Raw genomic sequence first — 26334 nt, forward strand, 5'->3', positions numbered from 1 at the left:
CAAACAACAATTGGCAAAGTAATGAAAGCAATCATTTTTAAAACGAACAACGACTGGACCGGCCTTATTCTCCGGCTTACCATAGGTTTGATCCTCTTCCCGCATGGCGCGCAAAAAGTACTGGGCTGGTTCGGCGGCCCGGGTTTCGCCGGTGAAATGCAGTTTTTCACCCAAACCCTTCAAATACCCTGGCTGATCGCCTTCCTGGTGATCCTGATCGAATTTGCCGGCGCGATCGCATTGATCGCAGGTTTCGCTTCACGGGTTTGGTCGGTGGCTATTATCGGGCTGTTTGCCGGGATTATTTTTGTGGGGGGGCACACTCAGAATGGCTTCTTTATGAACTGGTTCGGCAACCAGCAGGGCGAAGGTTATGAATACCATTTGCTGGTAATCGGACTGGCGCTGGCAGTGATCGTACAGGGCAGCGGGCGGTTTTCGGTCGACAGGAAATTGTCGCCGGCGGGTTAATTTTGGAAAGACACAGGATGAATGGGCCCCTGCAAATGAGTCTTTGCAGGGGCCCTTACATTTACACAATCGGGTCCCAGCCCTTCGCGTACTCGCGCGACCAGAGTTTCTCGGCTTCCTTGTCTCCGATGATATGCCCGTTCTTCGGATCGATTTTCAGGTCGCGGCCCACCCGCCAGGCGATATTGCCGAGCTGCATGGCTACGACGCTCTTGTAACCCAGCTCCACGTCGCAATTCGGTTTGCGGTTATTGCGGATCGCGTCGAGGAAATCGGCCACGTGGAGGTTGTCCATGCCCAAGCTGGGGCTGGCGAGGTTCCGGCCTTGCATACCGGCTTCCTCGGTGGGAGAGTTTACCTCTTTAATGAGTTTCCCGTCGAGATCGTACACTTTGTAAGCATCGCCGCCGGTGTCGAGGCTGCCATTCTCGCCGTAGAATATAATCCCCCGGTCCTGGCCTTCGATTTTGCGGCCATTGGAGCTTCTGGATTCCCATACCAGCGAAATGCGGCCGGGGTAATCCATGGCGATGATCTGCGTATCGGGCGTTTCCCAGTCGTCTTTGAATTCGTACCGTCCTCCTACCGAGCTCACGCGCGTCGGGAAGTCTACGCCGAGGCCCCACCGCGCCACGTCTACTTCGTGCGTACCGTTGTTGAGCGCTTCGCCGGTGCCCCAATGCCAGAACCAGTGCCAGTCGTAATGGATCAGGCCTTCCTTGTAGGGCATGCGTGGCGCCGGTCCCTGCCACAGCTCATAGTCAAGCCAGGAAGGGACAGTGCCGGGTTTCAGGTAGGTAGCCTTTCTTTTATTGGTATACCATGTTTTGGCCATATACACACGCCCGATAATGCCCTGGTGCAGTTGTTTGATGCCTTCCGTGAGTACAGGCGCGGATCTGCGCTGCGCGCCCATTTGCACCACGCGCTTGTACTTGCGCGCGGCCTCGATCGCGAGCTCGCCCTCGCGCGGGTTGTGGCTCAATGGCTTCTCCACATACACATGCTTGCCCGCCTGACAGCCCATAATTGTAAGCGGCGCGTGCCAGTGGTCGGGCGTGGCGATATATATGGCGTCGATCGACTTGTCTTCCAGTACTTTGCGGCAGTCTTTTTCGGATTTGGGTTTGGCGGTTTGTTTGGCCTCCATCACTGCCTCAATGGCTTTCGGGATAGCCCGCTCGTCCACGTCGCAAACCGTGCCTACTTCCGTGTTTTTCTGACCTGCAAAAGTCCCGCTCATGCTTTTGCCCCGGCTGTTGACCCCGATCGTTGCCACGCGGATGAGGTCGTTGGCTCCGATAATGCGGTTGTAGCTCTTTGCGCTGAAACCCATGGCCGTACCGCCGATGGCGATCCCCAGCGAGCCTGCTGCGGTAGTTTTTAAAAATTCGCGTCTGTTAGCCATGACTTGTAATGTATTGATTCGATTTACTAAGCAATGCGGCTCCGGTATATACCTTTCCGTGGCAGGCAAATTCACAGATTTCCGCGCCGTTGAGGGACTTAGAAAAAAAGCAGTAGCAGTCTTTCGTCTGCTACTGCCGAAAATCCCCCTTTAGTCACAATCCTCTATTGGTTTCAGGGGTTGTCTGTCGTGCTGCTAAGGAACGAGTACTTTTTTCGTCCGGCGGCCTGTGCTAATGCCTTGAAGCGAAATGAGGTACAAGCCTGCCGTCAGAGGATCTTTGGGTTTCAGCGTGAATTCGTTTCCTGTCCTGGCCAGCGAAAACCCAAGTGACTTTCCGGACAGATTATAGAAGTGAATAGCGGATGCGGGTTCATTTTTCAGCAGGAAGCGGATCTCCCTGCCCGACGCCGGATTTCCGAGCAGCTCAAATGCAATGCTGTTCGCGCTGTTGTCGATCGCAATCAGGCGCGAGATTTCGGAACCGCCGTCAAAATCGACGATCCGCAGGCGGTAGTAATTCATTCCAGAAAGCGGTTGGAGGTCCATGAACTGATATCGTTCCACAGCCAGCGAGTTTCCGCGTACAGCTACCCGGCCTACCTGCGCAAATTCCCGGGCATCGCCGCTTCTTTCGACGTCAAAGTAACGGCTGTTCGTTTGTTCGGTTGTAGTCCATGAAAGGCTGATCGCATTGTCGAGTAATGTTCCGTCGAAGCGGGCTAATGTCACGGGCAGAATCACATTGCCTCCTTTGAGAACGCAATGCACGGGTGGAGTTTCCTTGTCATTGGACTGCGATGCCCAAACATCGGCCTGAATGTCAGGTAATCCCGAGCAAGCGCCCGGAACGATCAGCTGGATATTATCTACGGTTATCCTGAAAGAGCCGCCACCCAGATCGGTTTCACTCACCGTGAGCCCTGCGAACAGTGGCGTAACCGTGTTATCCGGGTCGTAATCGGGTAACAGGGTTACGGGAGAGTCGGTGCTGAGCGCGATGGTTGCCAATACATCGCCGAGCTCATCTTTGGTTGGGCCCTTTTTGTAGTCGGGAGCGGAGTAGTTGCTCGTCAGCCAGAAATGGATGTAAGCGAATTTGTTGCCGTTGTTTTTAGTGAGTGTAAAAGAGTATTTAACATTAACGATGCAATTTCCACCGGAGGCTGAAACACTGTTTAATTCAACCAGGTCATCACTCAAACTACACGGGTCGGCCAGCGAAACGGAGGCCGGAAAACTTACCATCAAAATCAATCCCAACGCGTGAAGTGTTTTCATAATACAGGACGTTTAGTAGGTATTTGTTATATATTAATATACATCCTATATCTTGAAATAATTAAATATTTTTTGTGAATATTAAATAGTTTTTCTAAAATTGAGCGTAGTGTTTTGTTATGTAAAACTACATGCAACTGTCTATGAAATACTCCTCTTTCTTGTAGAATTACATCTCAACGTATACTTTCCAAAAGGTATATTGTATTGATAGTAAGTAATTTGTAAATCATATTGAACTATTTCTTGCAGTGGATTTTAAGAAACTATAAAAAACAGCTGTTTCGCTGATAGTTATTTTGAATTAAAAATTCGTCAAATGTGCTGTATTTGAAAAGTTCAATTTTTTAGATCGACTGTTTCTTGGTGCAGTACTATTTTGTCAGCTGACGTTCCCGAATAGGCTTTGATCGGTGTATTGTATACGTGATCGGTAGATCTGAGCTGATTTTCGGCTTGCTATGACTGGTTAACCGGCGTGAGTGGCCGGGAGTCGGGCAGGTGTGAGCGGGATGCTGATTAATAAAAAAAATGCGCAGCAGGATAATCAGGTTAGTAATAAATCCAGAAAATGATGTTTAGTTTGAAGAATGGACGAAAAGAGGAATAGGTAAGTGCAGCAGGACGTCCGTTTGCAGGTATTCTTTTTAAGCGAAGCGGCAGGAAGGCCATCAAGTAATGTCATGTTTCTAAACAAGATCAAATCCCAAGAATCAGGAGTGGTGCTTTATGGCATCACGCCACCCAAAGCCGACACCACTATTGAACGCGTTACCGAAATCGCCCAGAAAACCATCGAGCGATTGGCCGCACTGGATATTGATGCATTGGTAGTATATGACGTGCAGGACGAATCAGCCCGCACCAAGGAAGAAAGACCTTTTCCGTTCATGAATTCGCTCGACCCGCTGCATTTTGCTTCGGAATACCTCGGCAGTCTGGATGTTCCGAAGATCATCTACCGCCCCGCCGGCAAGTTTTCGCCGGAAGAGCTGTCCGAATGGCTGGATGCACTGAACAAGCAAAGTTTTTACCCCGTGTTCGTTGGCGTACCTGCGCCGGACTTTCCCGTGAAGACGAGCCTTCCCGAAGCCTACAAAATCTGGCGTAAGAATGAGGAAACATCCGTCATCGGCGCGGTGACGATTCCTGAACGCCACAAGATCCTGCAAGACGAGGATACGCGGATGCTGGACAAAATGGAGTGCGGCGTGTCGTACTTCATCTCGCAATGTGTGTTCAATCTCGAATATGCGCGGCAGGTGATCGAAGACCTCGCGCTGCGTTGTGATCGGGAGCAAATTACCCCGCCGACCATTATTTTCACAATCACCGCCTGTGGCTCCGAAAAAACGTTGCAGTTTATGGATTGGCTGGGCATCAATGTTCCGGAGGACGTGAAAGAAGACTTGCGGAAGTCCGGGGATATTCTGGAACGATCGGTCAATATTTGTCTCGACATTGCCTCCGAGCTCACCGCGTTCTGTATGGAACGTTCCATCCCATTTGGCTTCAATATCGAAAGCGTCGCCATTCGTAAAGCGGAAATCGAGGCGTCGATTTACATGGCAGGCCAGATCAGCCAGATGCTGAAAGATAAAGGTGTGCGTAAATCGGAGCGTACACAGTCGGTTCTCAGGCCTACGACTTGATCCTCCCGGCCACATTGGCTAAAACCTTTTTGATCAAACCCATAACCATTTCGAAATGAAATGCCAGGAAGGTTATAGCCAGAATGGCCGATTTGATCAGGGACAGGTAGATCAGCCCGGCGTTATCCTGCCTGAAATCGCCAAAAACTTGTGTTAAATACAGGAGAAGGGTGAGTACTGCGGCCAGTTTTAAATGTTTCGCAATGACTTTCAGGAATCTCAGGAAACTTGCACCTAATATTCTGTTGATCAGCACATAGTATACGATCACAAAGTTGGCGGCGATCGCGACCGAAATGCACAGGGCTGTCATGGTCAGCGACTTGAAGTACAGAATGCCGAGCAGCGTCGCCGAGATGGTCGTGAATGTGCTGAGAATCCCCATTTTGAATAGTTTATCCGTGCGGCCCATAGACTGGAAAATAGCACCGCCGCTCGAATTGACCATTTGGAGCCAGATGGACGCGCCAAAAATTTGCAGGACCGGAGCGACTTCCATCCATTTGGAGCCCAGTACAAAGTAGACGATCTCCGTCGAGGAAAAGAAAACGAACACCGAAATGGGGATGCCTAGCATGGCCAGGATGTTCACGACCTTCAGGTATTCTTCAAAAATGGTTTTCGGATGATCCACATAGCGCGCGAGCACGGGGTGGAGCACAGGCGTGATCACGTGCGTAAGGTTCGCGACCGGGTACATCATGAGCTGGTACGATTGGCTGTAAATTCCCAGATTCTGGTTGCCCATGAATTTGCCTATCAGTATGTTGTCCAGATTGCGGGAGAAATAGTTGATAAAGTTGAATGCAAACTGGAAACCCGAATACCTTGCAATTTTTCTGAAACCGTCGAAACCGAAACCTGCGAGGAGCCTCAGCTTGGAAAAGTAAAAGCACATTACGCAAATCATGATGTTCGAGAGGATCGATCGCCAGATGATCGAATAATAGCTGTAACCTTTTACGGCAAGCAATACAACCAGTACCCCCGTGGTAACGCTGGCAATGATTTCTATCCCACCCAGTAATTTGAATGATTTTTCCCGCATCAGCAGACTCCTCGGGACACCCGATAACGAGCTGAAAAACACGCTGATGGAAAGCATTTGACCGATGCGGATGTAAACGTCGCTTTCGTAAAACCAGGCAATACCATAGGACAGCAGGTAGAAAGCCAGCCCGAGGCAGGTACTCAGCAGAATGTTGATTTTGAAGATATCGGAAATGTCCTTCCGCGTGAGGTCCCGGTTTTGGACGATCGCTGTCCCCACACCGATGTCGCCCAGGATGCTGAAAAAAGTAATGAATACGGTCACCACTCCCACAATACCGTATTCATTCGGGGATAGAAATCTGGCCAGTATGGAATTGATTACCAGCCCGATCAGTATGTTGCTGTATTTGGATATAAAAACAAAAAAAGTCCCCCTCTTGATTTCTTGGTCAACCCGCATTTTCTGTAAGTTTGATTACATGCCCGCTCCGGACTGAGAAATGAATCACTAAGCTTTCGGGGCGTTCTTTTTCGCTACAAGAATGTAAGTGCAGGCATCCTTATCCTTGCCGCCCTGCGAGGGAATCTGGTCGAAGAGGTAGATAAGCGGTTGAAATATGATCGCCAGGACGGGTCGCAGGAAAGGCGGCAGCGCAAATGTGAAGCCATCCTGGAAGAGTTGGAGGCCCATGGCCGACCGGCCGATGATCCCGCGGAAGTGAATTACTTCAAAGCCCGCATCGGTTACCACTTTTTTCAAACCGGTGGAAGTCCAGCGCCAGAAATCGGTAGGGTCGGGGTGGAACATCCAGTAACCATGTGTGCTCAGAATCAATTGTCCGTCGGTTTTGAGTACTCTCAGCGCTTCCTTTAGATATTCGGTCGGATTGACAACATGTTCCAGCGCCTGGGTCGATAGCACCACATCGAGTGCTTCATCGGGCAGCTCGATTCGGCCCTCGGGAGAAATCAAAATATCGGCCACTTTGTTGCCGGGGAGGTCGATACCGATGTATTTATGAACGTACGGCGCCACTATTGACTCGTAAGGCCTGTTCCCACATCCATAGTCGGCCAAAGTTAAGCTTCGCGAATCGCGCGCCACAAAATCCCGGACAACATCTTCAATAGCCTGGCGAAGTTGGCGAAGGTAATAATAGCGTGTGGCCATGCGTCCGAATATCGACGGATACAAGCGTTCGACTCCTGGTTCTCTTTCTGTCATGCTGAAATAAAAGTATAGTGTTTGTAGTATGCAGGTCGCTGGTCAGCGCCTGAATCAGACGGTTTCCGGCTACCGAAGGTGCAATTTATAACTCTTTTCGGGCGAATTGCAGACCGGCGAATGTATATTTGACCTTTTTACAACCATCGGTAATCCGTGGTTAACGAACGGTTCGTTAACATCGATCGGAAGTTTTTTAATTTTGCGGATCATTTTTATCTACACACTATTCAACCGGCATATGGCCGAAGTTTTACGATATGAACATTCTGGTATTCAATCAATCATTTTTCCCGCTTAGTGAAACGTTTGTACACCGTCAGGTAGTTGGCTTGTCCAGGTATCACGATGTAACGATGCTCACTTATCGCTACGAAAATGAAGATAAGTTTCCTGTCAATGCTAAAAAATTGACCCTGGCCCCGTACGAGGGCTTGCCCGATAAGCTGATTACGAAGGTTTTACGCGTGTTGGCAGGGAAGGAAGCGCACAGGCTGAGCTTTCAAAACCGGTCACGGGTGTCTGATTTACTGCAAAAGGGGAGAATTGACGTGATTCACGCCCATTTCGGTCCCTCGGGAATTGAAATGCTGCCTGTGGCAAAAAAGCTGGGCATACCCATGGTCGTCAGTTTTCATGGAATCGACGCGGCTCCGGCCATGCTGAATAACCGCGAGTATGCGGATAGCATTCGGGAAGTAATCGAATACGCGAAGGCGGTCATCATCGTTAGCCCGCATTTTATCGACACGCTCAACCTGAGCCGATTCAGCAGCAAGGTGCACTTGATTCCTTATGGTGCCGACGAGCAGAAATTCACTCCGGCGGAAACGCCGCAGCGGGAGCAAATCGTGATACAGCATGTGGGCCGTCTGGTAGCCAAAAAGGGTGTACCTGACTTAATCACGGCATTCAGCACACTTTGCGGTCGGTACGACAATCTGGAACTGCGCATCATCGGCGATGGTCCGGAGATGCCGTTGTGCAAGGACCTGGTTGAAAGGCTGAACTTAGGCGAAAAAGTATCGCTGCTCGGTTCCAAGCCGCACGGCGTGGTCAACGAGCATATGAAGGACGCCGACATTTACGTGCTCAACAGTCGGACTGACCATAAGGGGGATATGGAAGGCTTGCCGAATTCTATTTTAGAAGCAATGAGTATGGAGAAGCCGGTTGTGTCTACCTATCATGCGGGAATTCCCCAGGCGATTCAGGACGGTGTAAACGGCCTGCTCGTCGGGGAAAAGGATAACGAGGGCCTGGCTGTTGCGCTTGAAATGCTGATCCGGGACCGGGACCTACGGCGTAGGTTGGGTGTAGCGGCAAGGCAAACGATAGTGGCCCATTTTAGCGCCAATGGTATGGAAACAAAAATCCAGTCAGTGTTCGCGGGGTTGTAACAGGCTCCCACGTTTCGCACTGACTGGATTTTTCGCAGTTACTTTAAAGCGATTGAGACTTTACCGCAATTCTTCCTGTGTAGTCGATTCTGTTCAGCAAAAGCGGTTTATCCGCAAAATACTCGTCCACGGCTTTTTTGCAGCCGTCCCAGTGTCCGTAATCATCGATGATCAGCACACCGGAGACGATCAGGAGCGGGTAGAGGTGTTTCAACTCGTGTGCAGTGGATTCGTACCAGTCGGTATCGAGCCGAAGCAATGCAATGCCGTTGGCTGGTAATGTGGATGGGATCGTATCTTCCACCTTGCCTTTCACGTAATGGATGTTGGCCGACGGGTATTTCGTGATACCCATGTTTTGTTTCACGTCGGTAATGTCGGCTAAGCACCAGACCGATGTTTCCTTATTATCGATGTTTTTTTCGAGCAGCTTGTCCGCATCTTCCCCTCGGAAAGTTTTGTCATGCTCAGTGGGCTCCGACATCCCCTCAAAAGTGTCGTAGAGGTACAGCCGCCTGTCGGTGCTGCGCAGGTGAAGTAGGGTAAGGGCGATCATCATCGAGCTTCCTCCACGCCAAACGCCGCATTCGACAAAGTCCCCGGGAATATTGTTTTTCACGACATATTTCACCGCATTGAACAAAGCGTACATGCGTTCGATGGACGTCATGGTATACGGCCTGCATTGTTCGTACAATGCGAGGAACGTTTCATCATCGGTAAATTTTTCTTCTTTTTTGATCCGGGAGACTTGTAGCCCAAAAGGTTTCAACAGAAGCGAATTGATCATAAACTGGCAGGTATAGTGTAAGTGAATTAAATGTTCAGGCGCAGATGCTCATAGTCCCCAAAAAATGCCCAGATACAAGCCGATACCCACCAATGTCGAGCCCGTGAGGATGGCTAAGGCGACGAGTGCAAAGATGAAGGTCTGCCCTTGCTCGTCGTCGGCGACCAGTTCATTCAAAATCAGGCTCAGCTCTTCGCCCTCAGTTTCCTGATCTTTCGGGTGCGTTTCCAGTACAAATTGTTTCATAGCCAGGCGGATAATCGGTCTCGCAACTGTTCGCATTTTGCATCAACGATAGAAAAGATTCTCAGCAATTCCAAACCTGGTATCAAGATTTTAACCCCTGTACAGGACCTAAAAGTGCTGTATTGATTAGTGTAAGGTGATGTTAAATTATCATATGGCCGACATCGACACTTCGTCGACATTTTCAAAAATGTGAGGTTGGTGCGGGGAACGATTTCAGAGGCCAAGATTGAATTGGGAAGCCCTATATTCAAGTTATAGAATTTATTCTTATTTATAGATAAATATCTACTACAAAATATGAATGATTTGACATTATAATAATACAACTAGTTTTACTTTTGACGCATCGCCGCAACAGCAGAATAGTTATTCATTTCAGATCATTTACTCAACAACAACATCATCATGGGCCTAGAAGCGCGCGAATCCGCGTCCTGTATCATTGAACTGGACGAACAGTTTAATCTGGACAGCTATCAGATCATCATTACAACATTAAGCAGTTGGGGGATACGATTGTATGCCGGGGTAAACGGCGGAGGGGTAATCCATCTGCTCAAACACCTCGCGCCACTCGACCGGACGGACACCGGAATGCCATCCTTGCTGACCATCGGGGAATATACGGCGGGTTTTATTCCGCTGGGATACTACCTGGCAAGCGGCCGGATTGCCGCGTCCGTTGCGACTACCGGTGCCGCTACCAAGCTCATATGCTGCGGATTAAGCGATGCCAAGCTGCACGATATTCCCGCCGTATATATCGTACCGGTATCGAACGGAAGCACGGCCGGATTTTCACCGTTACAGGACACAACGGAACATGGTAGCAATATACTCATGCAGCTGCGGGCCGAATTACCTGAATCCGTCTTTGTGCTGGACAGCAGGGCAACTTTAAATGAACAGCTATCGCTTGCCAAAGAACAGCTGGATCGTTCGAAGCCCGTTGTGCTGGTACTGGACAATGAAGGGCTCAGCATTTCTCAGACGGATTCAGATCTCCTTCCGACCGTACCGAACGCTCGCATAAGGGAGAACCATTGCCAGGAGACGTTTCTGACGACATTCCGGAGGGAAACAGAGGGGAAGCGCGTGGTGTTGTTCGTCGGTGAGGAAATGGCGCGTTACCCGCATGCCGCCGACCTCACCACCCGGCTCAGCGAAGTACTTCAGGCCGCTGTGATATGGAGTATCAATGGCGCCAATGCCGTCAGCCGTAACAATCCTTATGGCTATGGTTATATTTCATTTGGCGGCAACGACAGGGCTGTTTCGTTATATCATTCATTGGGGGAGCAGGATGTGTTGCTGGTGATCGGCGCGTGTCCGGATGAATACACGGTCAACTTCAGGAGGATATCTGCCGCTGCTACATTTCATTTGAGCAATATTCCGCAGGCTTATGGCTTGGTGGATAACAGTTTGCAGCATGTGGTAGATGGCCGCTATTATCGGGTGAATGCGCCGCTGGATTCGTTACTGCAAACTTTGGCAGATGCTGCAACCCAATTGCCGTTTGTCAACATCCCGGCGGAGACAGCGCCGCCCGATTTGAACGACCAGTCCTTTGCCCGTGCGCGCGGTGCGTATGCGGATATGGCCGCATTGTATCAGCATCTCGACCGCTGGTGGCCCAAGGGTTCTATCGGAATCGATGACACTTGCCTCGCCTACAAGGATCGCCAATATGTGACTCAGCGGCCGAACAACCATATCCGTTTTTTTTCGCTGTATCGTGGCTCAGCCATGGGCGGGGCGTTTGGTGTGGCCATAGGTGCGAAACTCGCAGATCCTGGCCGACAGGTATTTTTGTTCACCGGCGACGGCTGCTTCCGGTTGTTTTCGGGCTCACTGGGCGAGGTGAGTCATCTCGGGCTGGTGGTGTTTCTGCTTAACAATGAGACATTCGGCATTGTGGAGCAGGGACTGAGAAAGGTCTTGCCGGATATCGGCACGGCGTACTACCATTCGAGGCTTGGCGCGGTTGACTATTGTGCGATTGCGCGGGCCAACAATTGGGATGGCATACGCCTCACGACCGACCTTAGTAACCTCGATGAAATACTTCGGCGCGTAGAAGCGGGGCCGGTGAAGTCTCTGCTTATTGAAGTTCCGGTTGATCCCAATCAGGTATTAGGTAAAAATCCACGTCTGAAGAATTTGTAGTATATGAACCTCACACCAAAAGACACGTTGATCCGGCGGATCGGCGACAGTTTCCAACAGCTATCAGGCCAACCCCTCTATGCCGCTCCCGAAGCATCCGCTCCCGGAGCCAACGTCTACCAATGGCTCCACGAAGATGCTCCCTACGGCATTCTAGCGCATAATACCGACGCCGACCCGCATTTTATATATGCCAATGGGCATGCGCTGGCCTCATTTAAATACACGCCGGAGGAAATACTTGCCGTACCGTCGAGGCTGAGCGCCTCGGAGCAGGACAGACCTGAGCGGCAGCGAATGCTCGAAATTGTCTTACGCGATGGCATTGTTTACAACTATTCAGGCCCCAGGGTCGATAAATACGGCCGGAGTTTTATGATTTACGATGGAATAGTGTGGCAGCTGTGCGATCCGGACGGTCGGGTGTGGGGACAGGCTGCGCTGTTCTGGACGGACGAGTTCAAACGTCCCGAGTGGTTCCGGCCGGTAAGAACTTAGCCTGTCAATATACCGGCTGCGAGTTCGCCCGGGGTTTTCCCCCTTTATACCGGTGAGTCCAGTAGGCTACTTTCATCGACAAATACCCGATTCCCGCGCCCACGAGGACATCGCTGATGTAATGCCGGTTGTTGGCGACGCGCAGCAGGCCCACGGATGACGCGACAGTGTACGACGCATAGGGCATCCAGGGATAGCGGTCTTTGTATTCTTCATTGAGGAACGTGGCCGCGGCGAATGCCTGGGTGGTATGGCCGGACGGGAAGGAATTATACGTGCTCCCATCCGGGCGTAGTGTATGCGTGGCCGATTTCAGAATGGTGGCCGTGGTGAGTGCCATTGCCTCGCCTTTGACGAGTATCGCAGTGCGGTTGAGCACGTCGGTTTTGGATTTGATACCGAACGCATCGAGGCCATAGGCGACTACCAGCGGCGAAAACTGCATGTAATCGTCGATATGTGTATGGAAACGCGGAATGTGCCGGTTCCGGCTTTCGGCGAGTTCGTTTTTGATGGATTCCTCCGAATGCCCGTTGGCTATGAGGCCGCCGATGATCAGCGATGCAGGTGCGTAAAATTGCTGCAATGTGAGCGGCTTACGCACGGGCAAACTGTCGGCAGCCGTGAGCGACTGTGCAAACGAAGTAGTTGAAAACAGTAGGAAAATGATGAGGAGGCGCATGGGGTAATCATTTTTAAAATTTGAAACTGTAACCGGCCCGTACTAGCTGGGTCTCGTAATAATCACGGCTGTTGTAATGGAAGCCGTCACCGTACACGGTTTTGCGGATGACCAGCGTACCGAAAAGGTCGGTGGCGTTGATGAAGATCTCGCCTTTGGGCAACTGTCGTTTGGCACCGGCATCGACCGAGAAACGGTAGCCTGTGCGGCCCTGCGGTACGATGTCGGGCGCCTGGTAAATGGTCACCACCTGCACCTCGGTTTTTTTGCCTTTCAATACGGCGCTCACTTTGGCACTGCCGGAGGTGAGCGTTTGTTTGGAGGCACTGTAAATGGATTTTACAGGATACAGGTTCTCGACGGAGAATGCATTGACCGTATTTTTATAAATATTCCCATTTATATTCACCGAAAACCACGGCGCCAGATCTTGCTGCAACACCAGCTCGCCACCCGCATTGTAGCTCTTGCCGGCATTCTGGAAAATGTTGTAGATCAAAGTGCTGCCGGGCACGATCGTGCCGATACGCGTAATGGTTCCGTTGATTTGCTTGTGGTACAATGCGGCGTAGAGCGAGCCATTGTTCCAGCTGGTTTTGTACCCCGCTTCCCAGGAGCTGGTAAACTGCGGTTTGAGGGCAGGGTTACCGATTTTGATAATTTCTGCATCGTCGTATTTCGGGAAAATACGGATGTCCACTTCATTGGGCCTATCGACGCGGCGGTTGTAGAACAGCGACACCTTGTTTCGGTCGTCGATTTTATAGGCAAACCGCACATTAGGGAAAGGCTTTGCATAAGTGTAACCGTCGGAGTGGTAGGTAGGGTGGGTCGGGTTGACGTCGTAACGGAGATTGATATACTCGACCCGCAAACCTGCTTCCACCTCGAAGTTCCTGTTTTCAAAAACATAATTGCCGTAGACTGCGGGAATGGTCTCTTTGTAGTCGGCCCAGCCGCCGGCCAGACTGTCGATAGGGGAGTTACGTCCCGGCGTGGCGACGCCCGGAAAGAACTGCATATTGGTCGGGATGAAACGCCTGCGCAGTTTCAAACCGCCTTCCAGCCTGCCGTACCGCAGCGGACGGATGTAATCGGCATTGAAGTCGAACACGTTTTCATCCGAAAGCAGCTTGAAGGCCTCCTTGCCGGTGAAATCGGGTATGATGTTGGTAAAAAAATACTGCTCGTTTTCGCGGTGGAAGGTGTAGTTGAGGCCAATGTTGAGCAAATGTCCGGGTTGCGCGTATTTGTGCTGGTACGACGCGCTCGCGGTCACAGTGGTTTTCAATTCGTCTTCCAGGAATTGCCAGAGCCGGCTTCGCTGGGTCAGTTTTGCATTAAAAAACGGTTCATCGCCGCGGTCGAGGATCTTCTCGCTGCTGAACAGCGCCGAAACCGACAACGCATTGCTTTCATCGAAGGTCCAGTCGATGCCGGTTTTGCCGGTAACTACATTGGTACTCCGGTTCCGCTTGGTTTGCTGCCTGACGGTATCTCCGCTGTCGTAGTAGCGATCTACAAACTCGTTCTTGTTGAGCGTCGGCGTGTGCAGGTAGTCGCCCTGAAAAAACACATTGACTTTCTTCTTCTTATAATTCAAGGCCAATGAAGGGTTCAATTTGAGGGTATTCCGGTATTGCGGGCGGATATCAGGCAAGTTTTCCTTCCGTACCCACAATGCGCCCAGTCCCGCGGCCATTCCTATTTTGCCGTTGAAACCTTCCTTTTTTTCTTTTTTATAAATAATGTTGATGATGCCTGCATTGCCGTTCGCATCGTAACGGGCCGATGGGTTGTTGATGATCTCGATCCGCTCGATAGCCGAAGCCGGGATGTTATCGAGGCTCGTCTGGCTGCCGAATCCGGTGAGGGCTGTCTGGCGGCCGTCTACCAGAATGGCCACTTTGTCGCTGCCGCGCAGCAGCACTTTGCCATCTTCCCCGGCCGTTACACCCGGCAGGTTTTTCAGCGCCTGCAATACCGATCCACCACTTTGGCTCACGTTCCGGCCGATGTTGAAGGTCTTCCGGTCAAGTTTATCGTCGACTCCCTCGGCTGCCTGGCCGGCGATGGTCACTTCCTGCAAATTTTGGGAATCGTCGGCCATCCTGAACTCGCCGAGATCGAGGAAGGGGCTCAGGGTGCCCACGGTGATGCGTTGGCGCAATGCTTTATAGCCCAGCGACACGCATTCAATGCGGTAATTGCCGCTTCGAACGTCGGGGAGGCTGAATCGCCCGAGCTCGTTGGTAATGGTGCCTGTTACAAATGCGCTGTCATTTTCAGTTTTGAGAACAATATTGGCAAATGGGAGTGCTTGCCCGCTTGCCACGGAAGTGACCTGCCCGGAGAGCGTTACCTTGCTGACCTGCGCTTTGAGTTGCGAGAGGGTAAGCAGGAAGCATAGGCAGGTCAGGATTCTTTTGAAAGCCATTCAGATGTTGTGTTTGATGATCTGATGGCAAAAATGAGTAGTGATTTGGAAGAAATTTCGAATTCAGAAGCGGACAGAAAACCGGTGCATACCCTGGGCGAAATCATAGCCGATCTGCCAGCCATAGCGGTCGCATATCTCGCGCGCGATCGCGAGCCCGAGCCCACTGCCTGCATGCTCGTCCGACGCCTGCGCGAACCTCCTGAAAAGGTTTTTAGCCAGTAATGCCTCCGCGCCGGTGTTGGAAACGGTAAGCACACCGCCGGCCAAATGCACAAGTACTTCCCCGCCGGTTGGCGTGTAGCGTACCGCATTCACAAGCAGGTTGGTGACCAGGATTTCGGTCAATACCGGATTGGCCTCAACCCGAAACGGTTCGATGCTTTCGGTATAATGCAATGCATTGTTTTCAAAACGGTCGGCGAACTGCTCGGCAACGCCTGCCAGCGTTTCGTCCAATGCTATTTGTTCCTTTTCCTCAAATTGCGCGTGTTCGATACGTGCAAGCAGGAGCAGGTTTTTATTGATGCGCGAAACGCGGTTGATCGCCTGGTACACTTGCTCTACGATGCGCATTTGCCCGGCGTCCAGCGACTGGCTTTGCAAGAGCATGTCCAGCCGGGATTTGACGATCGCCAGCGGCGTCTGCAATTCGTGCGATGCATTTTCAGTGAATTCTTTTTGCTGGCGGTAAGAGGCGAGGCTGCCTTGCATCAGGGTATCCAGGCTGGCATTCAGATCGGTAAATTCGGTCACATCCGAAACCGGCAGCGGCACGGCCTTGCCGCTTTCCAGGCGAAAAGTGCGAAGGCCTGCCAGCGTATCGTAAAATGGCTGCCAGATACGCAGGGCCGTTTTGCGGTTGAGATAGATAAATCCGGCAAGCAGCAGCATGATGAAAAAGACGGTCACCCCGCCAATAGCCAGGATCGTCTCGTCGACCTCCTCCATATTGGTTTCAACCAACACGCGGTACAGTTTGTGGTTGACGCGGATGTCGGTCGTGAGGCACCGGAACTGTTCACGGTCGTTCATAAAACTATCGAACCGGATAACGGTATAAAGGCTGTCGGGGCGGGGAGTGGTGGTTTCGTTGAACGAGAAGCCGGGCTGTATTTTATCGAGCACGGCGATCATATTGTCCACCGCGGTATCTGGCAGGCTGAGGTGTGTGAGGCGTTTTTCCAGCTTTTCGCGGATGGCATAATGGTGCTTGTCCAGCTCATTCTCCCAAATCACGTCGATGATCAGGAAATACACCGGAATGCTGATCACCAGCACCGTGAATGCATAAATCACCAACGGGCGCAGGCTTTGGTCGAGCAGCTTTTTCATCCTTCCCATTTATACCCGGTTCCGTAAATCGTTTTGAGATAATTGCCATAACCGGCCTCGCTCAGCTTCTTTTTCAGGTTTTTCACATGCGCGTACACGAAGTCGTGGTTATCGAACATATCGGCAATGTCGCCCGATAAATGCTCGGCTAATGCGCTTTTGGAAATTACCCGGTTTTTGTTCCCGATAAAAAACAGCAGAAGATCAAGCTCTTTCTTCGTGAGTACCACCACCTGACCATTGACGGTCACCATTTTGCTTAGTAGATCTACCTTCAATTCGCTCTGTACGACCTGGTTATGGTTGGCGAAGCTCCGCCTGCGGATTACCGAGTAAATGCGTGCGGCGAGTTCGGGTAAATGGAAAGGTTTCGCCAGGTAGTCGTCCGCTCCCGCGTGCAGGCCCCTGATTTTGGTCTCATAATCGCCCTTGGCCGAAATGATGATCACGCCGTCTTGCTGTCCCTGCTGTCCCTGCTGTTTAAGCGTTTCGAGGATGTCCATCCCGTCGCCGCCGGGCAGCATGAGATCCAGCAGAATGCAGTCGTACCGGTATAGCTCCACTTTCTCGCGTGCCTGCGCCCAGGTGGCCGCGTACTCGCACAGGTAGTCCTGCGCCGTGAGGTAGGCGCCGATGCTTTCGGCCAGGCCGGGTTCGTCTTCAATGATCAGGATCTTCATTCGGGCAATTTAAGGCAACAATTTGGAATTCTTTTTGAAGGAAAACTATGCCCGATGCGACTGAATTTGATACGCCGGCGTACGCAAGTTCAATTTAGCCAAGAGTCAATCAAACATCACCGGTTCGACCCGGTAGCCCTCAGCGCGTAACAGCATGATCACGCCCGTTTTGTAGTATAAATGACCGAGGCCGACGGCAATCAACGTAGGCCGGCTTGAAATGCAAGATATGATTTTGGGCATCCACTCTTTGTTCCGTTGCGCGAGAGGAACAAAATCGAAATGAGGGGCACTCGCAGTGTTGGTGGAATATTTGTCAAGATGATATTCAAATCTCATGGTTTTGTAGTGTGCAAGCGTATCTTCTACGCTAGGCATGCCGTAGAAATTCCAATCCGGTTTGTCGCTCCCAATCGTATAATTGACGGCGCGGGTAAGGTATTGCCTCGCATGCCCGATTTCCGTCGAGTCGAAATCGGTGACTTTCACCCGGTCCAGGCGGTCGCCCTGTCTTCCGAGCTTCACATATAACTCAAACAAGTCTTTATCCATGAATTTTGTAAAGGCATTGGCCTTATTGTTTCCTGACACCAACGTTACCATAATGGCTGACTCCATCTCCGCCACCGTCATGGCCGCGGCATCAGGGTTGTTGCGGATACCTTCACCAACGCGGGCGACAAAGAATGAATCCAGCGTCTCGAATTGTTTTTTGTCAAGCAGCGGTAATGCCTTCAAGATCTCCTTTTTGGGTGTCATTGGTGGCGGCTGAGTTGTAAATTGCTCATTCAGAATATACTCTGTACTATCAACGACCTTGCTCATTTGAGGTGTTTTCAAAAGCCATTCGGCGTCGGAGAGGTGGAACGTCCCCAGCAAATACGAAGGTTTGGGACAGTTGGGCCCGGTCACTTTCCAAAGAATTGTACGGGGATTTGGCGCGCTGTCCGGATTACCTTTTTGTGCCCACGCATGGCTGGCCGCCATCTGGAATAGGATTAGCGCAATACAAATGGAAGGTAAAATTTTCATGGATAGCGTCAGTTTGCTGGTGAATTGTGAAAATACGATGCAGGCGCACTTTCGAAAACATTGTTTCTGAAAATTTGTAACCGGTGTGGTGAATTTGTTCTCTTATGGGTGGAGCTAAAAAAATACCGAGATGCAGATTTTACCACAATTTCGTTTTTGGGAAGTAACAGGTTTTCTGAGGGTGCCTGTTAAATACATGATTTTGCTGTTTGTCCTGATAAGTTTTAGCACAAACGCGCAACAGCCCAACTCCGTGCCGGATATGCGGGATTCGGTAGCCGTAGTAAAATGGCTAAAAGAAAAGCGCATTCCCGCATTGGCCGTTGGCTATATCGAAAATGGGAGTGTGAAGGATATCCACGCTTTCGGAGAACTAAGAACCGGTGTTCCGGCGAGGAAAGACGCAATTTTCAACGTGGCCTCGATCACCAAGACAATCACCTCGATGGTCGCGCTTAATCTGGTGAATGCGGGAAAGTGGAGGTTGGACGAGCCCGTGGCGCGTTACTTTACAGATCCCGACGTAAAAGATGATCCCAGGAGCACGCGGCTCACCACGAGGGATATCCTCACGCACCGTAGCGGGTTTCCAAATTGGCGATCGGAATTACCGGAGGGAAAGCTGGCATTCCAATTTGACCCGGGAACCCGGTACCAGTATTCCGGCGAAGGGTTCGAGTATCTGAGGCACGCTTTGGAAAGTAAATTTCACCGTTCGCTGGATCAACTGGCCGATTCTATCATTTTCAAGCCGCTTGGCATGCACGACACGCGATTTGTCTGGAATTCAGCCGATGAGGGGCGTTTTGCTTACCCTTTCGACGCCGAATTAAAACAATTGGAAGTGGTTAGAAATGCAATGCCCAACGCAGCGGACTTGCTTAAAACCACTATGCCCGATTACTGCAAGTTCATTACCTGGGTTTTGAACGGAGCCGGGGTAAGCAAGGAATTGTTCCGGGAAATGGCAAGCCGGCAGGTCACGCGGAAGACCGACTCGTATATGGGGCTCGGTTGGGTAATATATGATCCGGTAGGAAGGGAGGAATATGCATTGTCGCACGGAGGTCATGACCCCGGAGTGCATACCCTCGCCGTTGTACTGCCCAAATCCAACAGAGCACTGGTTATTTTCACGAATTCCGACAATGGCATTCAGATTTACCCGGATCTGCTCGGGTACTATCTTGGTGCGCAAGGTCAGGCTATCGTGGCGATAGAAACGAAGAAAACCCCGTAAGCCGTCGATCAGACAGTTACGGGGTTTCGCATATGGAGAATACTCCTGAAATCTATTTCTTACCTATTTTATACAACCTTCCCTGGTCGGTAACGGCGTAAAGTGCGCCGTCATGTCCTTCAATGATGTCGCGGAAACGTTGGTTTTCGCCCGAAAGAAGTCTTTCTTCACCTACTACCTTGTTGTCTTTGATCACGATACGGCAAACGTGCATGCCGCTGAGCGATGAAATGAACAGGTTGTTTTTCCATTCAGGGATTTGCTTGCCGTCGTAGAAAGTGATGCCGCTCGGAGAAATAACGGGGTCGTAGTAATACACGGGTTGTTCCATTCCTTCTTTTTGCTGAATCACGTCACCGATCTGCTTGCCGCTGTATTCAATTCCGTAAGTGATGGTAGGCCAGCCGTAGTTTTTACCCGGCAATACGCGGTTGATCTCGTCACCGCCTCTCGGGCCGAACTCCGTTTCCCACAAATCGCCTGTAACCGGGTTGATCGCCAATCCCTGGACGTTGCGGTGACCGTAAGAATACAGTTCAGGGCGTGCACCCTCTTTGCCGATGAACGGGTTCCCCTTGGCAGGTTTTCCGTCGGTGGTGATACGGATCACTTTACCCAGGCCGGAGTTGAGGTCCTGCGCCTGCGGACGGGTAACGAGGTCGGAACGCTCGCCTGTGGAAACGAACAGGTTTCCGTCCTTCGCAAATTTCACACGGCCGCCGTAGTGGAGTGTGCCTTTGTACGCGGGTGTTGCCTGATAAATGACTTTTACATTTTCCAGTTTTGTTCCATCCGCAGACAGTTTCCCTTTGGCTACGGCCGTCAGGTTACCGTCGGCAAGCGGTTCCGAGAATGCCCAGTACACCATTCTGTTTTGTGCAAAAGCGGGGTCGAGGGTAATTCCGAGCAAGCCGCCCTGGCCGTCGCTATTTACTTTGGGGACACCGTCGATGGGTTTTCCAATTTCTCCGGTGGCCGACACGATACGCATTGTCCCGCCTTTTTCCGTCACCAGAAACTTGCCGTCGGGCAATACCGCGATTCCCCACGGTCTTTCCAGGGAGGAAGTCAGCACTTTTCCTTCATACGGGGTCTTGGTCACGACCGATCCGATGCGGGTTTGGCCTGCGAATGCAGACTTGTATTCCGAATTGGGTTTCTTGGTCTCGACGGGGCTGCCGGCAGCCGGGGCGCTCTGCTGGGCGATCGAAAGAGATGGCGCAAGGGCCAGGGATGCGCCGGCGACGAACGCGTGGATTGCAAATTTCATTTTATCAGGAAGTTTAGTCTTAAAGCCCTGGGTTGATCAGGGCGGGTGGTTGCGAATTTACTATTTTCATTCCACAACGAACGCCAAAGCCGGAAGAAAACGTTTCCGGCTTTGTTAAAAGTGAGTGAATAGGGCTTGTTACGGCAGGGTAGGGTCGAACGTCCCTCCCCAATCCTTATTCTGTTCGAGGCTCTTGTTCCTGTCGAGGATATCTCGCTGAATAGGAAAGAAATAGTACTTGTCGGGTACCACATTCACCTTCACCCCCGACCGCGGCACTTGCAGCAGGCTGTACTTAAAATTAGTTTCCACCAATTCGTACTTGTTGGCTTTCTCACGGGCTTCGCCGATGGGCATATCCTGCCCGTTAGGAAGCACGGCGATTGCTTCTACACCATGTTTGGTGGTACCATCGAGGCGGTCGAGCATCCGGAGGCGACGGAGATCGTAGAAACGATGGCCTTCGAAGGCCAGCTCGACGTTCCGTTCCGCCAGGATCGCCTCGCGCATGGAAGCTGCCGAGGTGGCAGAAATACCATAGTTGCCGTCAGCTCCCGGTTCGATACCGGCCCGTTTGCGGATTTGTCTGAGAATATCCAGCGCCTCGGCGGTCTTGCCTGTTTCGTTGGCAGTCTCGGCGTAGTTGAGCATAACCTCTGCGAAACGCATCGCCACGAAATCCAGGTCGTACTGCTGCACTTCTGCCTGGGCGAGTTTCAGAAGGCTGTTTTTGAGGATAAAAAAGCCTGTATAGCGGTCGAGGTTCGTGGAATTGACACCAGCTTTCGGATTGGTACCGAAATCATCCAGTTCATGCGCGACGCCCAGGGCGGTATACTGCCGCTTCCCGGCTTTTCCGGATACCTCGTACAGCTTGCCATTCCAGACGATCGACTTGTCAAATCGGGGATCGCGGTCTTTCCAGAAACTTTGCAGCAACGCTTCTTCGGTTTTGTAATACTTCCCGGTGGGGTCGTTGAACATCTTACCGTCCTTCATGGGGTATTCCTTAATAAACTCCCAGGTAGGCACTGCCGATGCCGGACCACGGCTTTCCGAACCGGGGCGTACGCCATTGTCCCAGGAAGCTACCTTGTTGGGATAGGAGTTGATGACGGTAAAAATCGATTCCTTACCTCGTTCCACCAGCGCGATATCCGAGTAGTTGTCAACCAGTCCGTAGCCCTGTGCTTTCAGGTCTTCATAGGCTTTTTTGTTAACCTCATAAGCGGCCGCCCAATACGAATTGCTGAACGGCTTCGAAGGGTTGAATTGCGGGGAAGCTTTCCATAACAATACTTTTGCCTTGAAAGCCAGCGCAAAATTGCCGTCGATTTTACCGAAATCGGCGGAGGTAGGTACTATCCTCTTGGGGAGCCCCGCAATCGCCTGATCGAGGTCCTTCACGATGAGGTCGAAACACTCGGCGGTGGAGTTGCGCGGAACGGCCAGCTCGTCTGTGTAGCGATCCTGCGGCACGGTGATGTACGGCACGCCGCCGTGGAATTTCACCATTTCAAAATAGGTGTAAGCACGCATGAAAAGCGCCTGTGCAGTAATGTTGGCCTTCACGGCGTCCGAAAGCCTTCCTTTATTGACATCCACGATAGCCTGGTTGATCAGCCGGATGCGGTTGTAATTCCAGAGCTTGAATTCGCCATTGGTGATCGTAATCCGGTCGGAATAGAAATTAATGCCTGCCAACTGCTGGCTGAATGCGTCGGCACCGGTGTTCCAGTTCCCGAACATCGGGTAGAGGTTGGCCATGTAAGCATTCGCGAGGTTGGCATCGTTCCATACGAGCTCGGGATTGTAATTGCTGATATCCTCAACGTCGAGCACATCGTTGCAGGATGTGCAGAAAAGCGAGATACCGATGATCAGGGAGAATATTTTCTTCATGTCTTGTTCAGCTTAGAATTTGAGATCGAGACCGATGGTATAGGTTTTCATGATCGGGAACGAATCGTAGTTCTTCTGTTCCGGATCGTGAAATTCCTTCACTTTGGACATTGCAAACAGGTTGGTGCCGTTCGCGTATACTTGCAGGCTGCCCAGTTTAAGCATGGAAGCCCATTTTTTCGGGATATTGTAGGCGATGTTCAGGTTTTTGAGCCTTAGGTAAGCACCATTCCGGATCCAGAAGGACGTAGCGCCGGTGCCCGATTCAAACCAGTTCTGGCCGATGGGCCGTGGATATTTGGCATTCGGGTTTTCGGGCGTCCAAACGTCGTCGGCCCAGATAGGGTAGTAAGGGCGCACGGTACCGCCATGCTGCCGCATGCCTTCCCCTTCCTGGTTGCTGATAATGCGGTCGTAAGCGCCTACGCCCTGGAAATGGGAGTTGATCGAAAGTCCTTTGTAAGAAACATTCAGCCCGAAACCGAAATTGATGCGCGGCGTCGCGTTGGTAGAAAGCACCTGGATATCGTTGCCGTCGATCTTGCCGTCGGGACCCGGCGAATAGCCATCCCCGCGGAAATCTTCAAAATAGAGCCCGCCCAGGTAGGGATTGCGGCCATATTGTTTCAAACCCGAAGCGAGCAATGCATCCAGTTGATCCTGCGTGCGCACCATGCCAATGGTTTTCAGACCGATAATGCGGTTGGCGGGCTGTCCTACCTGGCTCTGGAAGTGACGGTTGCCGCCGGGCTGGAATGCCGCCGACTCGTCGAGAATGTCCCAGCGGTCTTTGGAATAACCGATGTTTGCATTGATCGAATAGTTGATCTGGTTATCGAATGCCTTATCGCGCCATTCCATGAACAACTCGCCGCCACGCCACGACCGCGCCGCGTAGTTTTCAGGCGCCAGGCCCTGACCGTAGTTATCGGGCAGTGTCACCACGCGTGAGCCCAGGATGTTGGTCTCTTTTTTCAGGAATACATCCAGCGTTCCGTAAAGGCGGTTTTTGAGAAATCCGAAATCGAGACCGGCGTTGTAGGTAGTCGATGTAGCCCAGGTCAGATTCGGGTTAGGTGTTGCGCCCGGCGCAATGCTCTGGTACAGTTTATCCCCGAATATATAGCTGCCCGCATTCTGGTAGCGGTAGCTGTACGAGAATGGGTTGATTTTATTGTTGCTCACGTCCAGGTCATTACCCGTCGTTCCGTAAGAAAGGCGCAGTTTGAGGTCGTGGAGGAAGGAAGTATTGTTTTTCATGAAATTCTCCTCCGAAATGCGCCAGGCGGCCGATACGGAAGGGAAAAAGCCCCAGCGCTTTCCTTTCGGGAACAGCGTGTTGCCGTCGTAACGGAACGAGAATTCGGCAATATACCTGCTGTCGAAATTGTAGTTGAAACGCCCGATCCACGACCTTCTCGCCCCAATTTCCTCGAAGGCACTGCCATTGCGGCGCTGGGTGTCGGTGGAGTACACAAACGGCTGATCATAAGCGGTCAAAGGCTCTTCCAACTGCGCACTGGCCAGGTAGGAGCCATTCTGCGCCTGCTCGAAAACCACCAGCCCATCTACACCGTGTTTCCCGAAAGTACGGCTGTAATTCAGAAACCAGTCAAACTGGTAGCTCCATCCGGTCGAAATGACGTAGTTCAGCGACTGCTGGTTCTGGCTGAATGTGAAGATATTGATCTTGTTTTCGTCAGGTGCGCCGGGGATGAAACGGTTACCGTTGGGATCGGCCTGGTTGAAAACATAGTTTTTCTGGAAGGTCATGTATTTCTTCCGCATGTAGTCCTCTGCGATGTAGTTGCCGATCACCTTGGTCGAAAGCCCCGGAGTGAGCTTGTCGAGCTTGATGTCCAGGGTGAGGATCGAGTTGAGATTGCGGTTGCGGGTCTTGATGTACCGGTCGCCGATCACCTGGTCGATCACGCTCCATGCCTGCCAGCTCCCCATCGGCGTTTGCACGGGGTACGCGGTCGGATAGTTGGCCGGCGTGCCGTCGGCGGTGGTGTAGAAAGGGTACAATTTGGGCCAGTTGAAAGTCACCCGGTACAAATCCGACACATCGAAATCATCGTCGCCGGTGAAAGGCCAGTAAAAACGGTCGAAATTCTGCTGGTAAGCAGCGATATTGAGACCTACTTTCACAGCGTCGTTAATCTGCGCCGTCACATTGGTGCGCATGTTGAACTTGCTGTTTTCCAGGCTTTTGTAAGAGCCTTCTTCGCCCCGGTAGCTCAGCAGCGAATAGTAGGTGATTTTCTTATCACCGCCTGTCACGCTCAGTGAATGCCGGTGGCTGTACGGGTTTTGCCAGATGAAGTCGTGGACATTGTAACGCTTGTCTTTGAAATAGTCGAACTCGCGTTGTCCGTTGGGGATCGGCGTACCGTTGAACTCCGCCACGCGGTTTTGGTAAATGAGCTCATCCTCGGCGGTAGTCAGGTCGGAAAGGAGCGTCTGGGTAGGGCGGTTGGTCGAATAGTTCGATTGGAAATTGAATGTGGGTTTCTGCTGGACGCCCGATTTGGTAGTGACCATCACCACCCCGTTACCCGCCCGCGAACCGTAAATGGATGCCGTAGCGGCGTCTTTGAGGAAGTTCATCTGGTCGATCTCGTTCGCTTCCAGCACATCGAATGCCTCCTTGTCGCGCACGATACCGTCGATCACATAGAGCGGATCGCCGAAGCTTCCCCGCATACGTATGGACGAGGACGCGCCCGAGAGCCCGGATGTGTTCGTTACGTTCACGCCGGGCGCGCGGCCCGCGAGCGTGTTCGAGAGGTTGGATGCCGACTGGTTGTTCAGATCCACCGAATTGACGGACGTAATGGCGCCGGTCAGGTTCACCTTTTTCTGTGCCCCATAACCTACCACCACCAACTCCTCCAATCCGCGGATGTCGGGCGCCATGGTGATGTCGATCGCCGACTGGCTGCCCACGGTCACCTCCTGGGTAGTAAAGCCTACGAAACTGAAAACCAGGATAGCACCTCTTTCGGGTACCGACAGCTCCCAGTTCCCGTTGATATCCGACGACGTTCCCTGGCTCGATCCTTTGAGCAGGATGCTCACACCCGGTAATGCGTCGCCTTTGTCGTCGAGCACCTTTCCTGTGATTCTGATTTCGGCCCGGACCTCACGGACCAGCGAAACCGGCTGCGATTCTGCCGCTTTTCTGGCCTGGCTTTCCAGCCGACGCACCACCACGGTTTTGTCTACGATCTTGTACGTCAGCGGGAGGCCCTGAAAGCATTGCTTTAATGTTTCCTGAAGAGAAGCGTTCTTCATATTGACGCTCACTTTCAGTCCGCGTACGTCCTCGCTGTCATAGAAAAATACATGTCCGCTTTGTGCCTCTATTACCCCGAAAACGCGTTCGATGGGCGCATTTTTTTCGGAGAGCGTAATAGGCTGCGCGAAACTTCCTGCCTGTGCCCGGACGAGCAGGGCGGCCAGCAGTATCATAGTTAGGTTAATGCGCATAATGATCTGGTGCTTGGATAACGTTGAGATGCGCAGCAGTTTCGAGGGCCTGTGTGGCGGGCACAGGAAACCCGGCTGTGCATCGGGCACAGTCTTCCCTTGTGAATGAAAATTCATTACTTTTACAA

At 51.7% G+C, this 26334-nt stretch carries 20 protein-coding genes; 6 read left to right on the forward strand and 14 right to left on the reverse strand.

The annotated features are described in order from the left end of the window. Positions 1-21 precede the first annotated feature (21 nt). Positions 22-471 (forward strand): DoxX family protein, encoded by a 450-nt coding sequence (locus CLV60_RS01885; RefSeq protein ID WP_106593679.1) that lies wholly within the window; start codon positions 22-24, stop codon positions 469-471. A gap of 61 nt (positions 472-532) precedes the next feature. Here the strand turns inward: CLV60_RS01885 and CLV60_RS01890 are convergent, their stop codons facing one another. Together CLV60_RS01890 and CLV60_RS01895 are read right to left on the reverse strand one after the other, a co-directional pair. After that, on the reverse strand, positions 533-1879 hold the full coding sequence (locus CLV60_RS01890; protein WP_106593680.1) for a Gfo/Idh/MocA family oxidoreductase: 1347 nt from the start codon (positions 1877-1879) through the stop codon (positions 533-535). A gap of 195 nt (positions 1880-2074) precedes the next feature. Then, positions 2075-3160: a T9SS type A sorting domain-containing protein gene (locus CLV60_RS01895; protein WP_106593681.1), complete on the reverse strand. Its 1086-nt coding sequence runs from the start codon at positions 3158-3160 to the stop codon at positions 2075-2077. A 683-nt stretch (positions 3161-3843) separates the two neighbouring features. Here CLV60_RS01895 and CLV60_RS01900 point away from each other — a divergent pair. Beyond that, on the forward strand, positions 3844-4812 hold the full coding sequence (locus CLV60_RS01900; protein WP_106593935.1) for a methylenetetrahydrofolate reductase: 969 nt from the start codon (positions 3844-3846) through the stop codon (positions 4810-4812). Here the strand turns inward: CLV60_RS01900 and CLV60_RS01905 are convergent. Beyond that, positions 4802-6265 (reverse strand): lipopolysaccharide biosynthesis protein, encoded by a 1464-nt coding sequence (locus CLV60_RS01905; RefSeq protein WP_106593682.1) that lies wholly within the window; start codon positions 6263-6265, stop codon positions 4802-4804. The two genes, CLV60_RS01900 and CLV60_RS01905, sit on opposite strands and share 11 nt — an antisense overlap. Before the next feature lie 48 nt (positions 6266-6313). Next, entirely contained in the window at positions 6314-7030 is a 717-nt protein-coding gene (locus CLV60_RS01910; protein ID WP_106593683.1) for a class I SAM-dependent methyltransferase, read from the reverse strand. A 260-nt stretch (positions 7031-7290) separates the two neighbouring features. Here CLV60_RS01910 and CLV60_RS01915 point away from each other — a divergent pair, with 260 nt between their 5' ends. Beyond that, a complete protein-coding gene (locus tag CLV60_RS01915) occupies positions 7291-8430 on the forward strand; it encodes a glycosyltransferase (RefSeq protein WP_106593684.1) in 1140 nt (379 codons plus the stop codon). A gap of 43 nt (positions 8431-8473) precedes the next feature. Here the strand turns inward: CLV60_RS01915 and CLV60_RS01920 are convergent, their stop codons facing one another. Then, positions 8474-9220 (reverse strand): TylF/MycF/NovP-related O-methyltransferase, encoded by a 747-nt coding sequence (locus CLV60_RS01920; RefSeq protein WP_106593685.1) that lies wholly within the window; start codon positions 9218-9220, stop codon positions 8474-8476. 48 nt (positions 9221-9268) lie between these two features. Then, positions 9269-9466 (reverse strand): hypothetical protein, encoded by a 198-nt coding sequence (locus CLV60_RS01925; RefSeq protein ID WP_146151508.1) that lies wholly within the window; start codon positions 9464-9466, stop codon positions 9269-9271. A 408-nt stretch (positions 9467-9874) separates the two neighbouring features. On the opposite strand from CLV60_RS01925, the gene CLV60_RS01930 reads away from it, so the two are divergent. After that, the gene (locus CLV60_RS01930; RefSeq protein WP_106593687.1) at positions 9875-11638 is read left to right on the forward strand and encodes a thiamine pyrophosphate-dependent enzyme; all 1764 of its coding nucleotides are present in this window, start codon (positions 9875-9877) and stop codon (positions 11636-11638) included. Between the two features lie 3 nt (positions 11639-11641). After that, on the forward strand, positions 11642-12136 hold the full coding sequence (locus CLV60_RS01935) for an MEKHLA domain-containing protein (RefSeq protein ID WP_106593688.1): 495 nt from the start codon (positions 11642-11644) through the stop codon (positions 12134-12136). Between the two features lie 4 nt (positions 12137-12140). On the opposite strand, the gene CLV60_RS01940 is transcribed toward CLV60_RS01935, so the two are convergent. From CLV60_RS01940 to CLV60_RS01960, 5 genes are all read right to left on the reverse strand, one after another. Next, positions 12141-12818 carry a phosphatase PAP2 family protein gene (locus tag CLV60_RS01940; protein ID WP_106593689.1) on the reverse strand — a complete coding sequence of 226 codons (678 nt, stop codon included), beginning with the start codon at positions 12816-12818 and terminating at the stop codon, positions 12141-12143. A 13-nt stretch (positions 12819-12831) separates the two neighbouring features. After that, positions 12832-15255, reverse strand: a complete 2424-nt coding sequence (locus CLV60_RS01945) for a TonB-dependent receptor (protein ID WP_106593690.1) — start codon at positions 15253-15255, stop codon at positions 12832-12834. 63 nt (positions 15256-15318) lie between these two features. Further along, positions 15319-16599 (reverse strand): sensor histidine kinase, encoded by a 1281-nt coding sequence (locus CLV60_RS01950; RefSeq protein ID WP_106593691.1) that lies wholly within the window; start codon positions 16597-16599, stop codon positions 15319-15321. Then, positions 16587-17270 (reverse strand): response regulator transcription factor, encoded by a 684-nt coding sequence (locus CLV60_RS01955; RefSeq protein WP_106593692.1) that lies wholly within the window; start codon positions 17268-17270, stop codon positions 16587-16589. The genes CLV60_RS01950 and CLV60_RS01955 overlap by 13 nt, the downstream gene beginning before the upstream one ends. 105 nt (positions 17271-17375) lie before the next feature. Then, positions 17376-18302, reverse strand: coding sequence for a TraB/GumN family protein (locus tag CLV60_RS01960; protein ID WP_106593693.1), 927 nt, complete (start codon positions 18300-18302; stop codon positions 17376-17378). A 196-nt stretch (positions 18303-18498) separates the two neighbouring features. Between CLV60_RS01960 and CLV60_RS01965 the strand changes: the two genes are divergently transcribed. Then, positions 18499-19542 carry a serine hydrolase domain-containing protein gene (locus tag CLV60_RS01965; protein ID WP_170118691.1) on the forward strand — a complete coding sequence of 348 codons (1044 nt, stop codon included), beginning with the start codon at positions 18499-18501 and terminating at the stop codon, positions 19540-19542. Between the two features lie 52 nt (positions 19543-19594). Here the strand turns inward: CLV60_RS01965 and CLV60_RS01970 are convergent, their stop codons facing one another. The 3 genes from CLV60_RS01970 to CLV60_RS01980 form a co-directional block, all read right to left on the reverse strand. Then, positions 19595-20812 (reverse strand): PQQ-dependent sugar dehydrogenase, encoded by a 1218-nt coding sequence (locus CLV60_RS01970; RefSeq protein WP_106593695.1) that lies wholly within the window; start codon positions 20810-20812, stop codon positions 19595-19597. A gap of 138 nt (positions 20813-20950) precedes the next feature. Next, a complete protein-coding gene (locus CLV60_RS01975) occupies positions 20951-22714 on the reverse strand; it encodes a RagB/SusD family nutrient uptake outer membrane protein (protein WP_106593696.1) in 1764 nt (587 codons plus the stop codon). Positions 22715-22726: 12 nt separating this feature from the next. Further along, on the reverse strand, positions 22727-26323 hold the full coding sequence (locus CLV60_RS01980; protein ID WP_229210771.1) for a TonB-dependent receptor: 3597 nt from the start codon (positions 26321-26323) through the stop codon (positions 22727-22729). Positions 26324-26334 lie beyond the last annotated feature (11 nt).

The sequence above is a fragment of the Dyadobacter jiangsuensis genome (assembly GCF_003014695.1).
Lineage (GTDB): Bacteria > Bacteroidota > Bacteroidia > Cytophagales > Spirosomataceae > Dyadobacter > Dyadobacter jiangsuensis.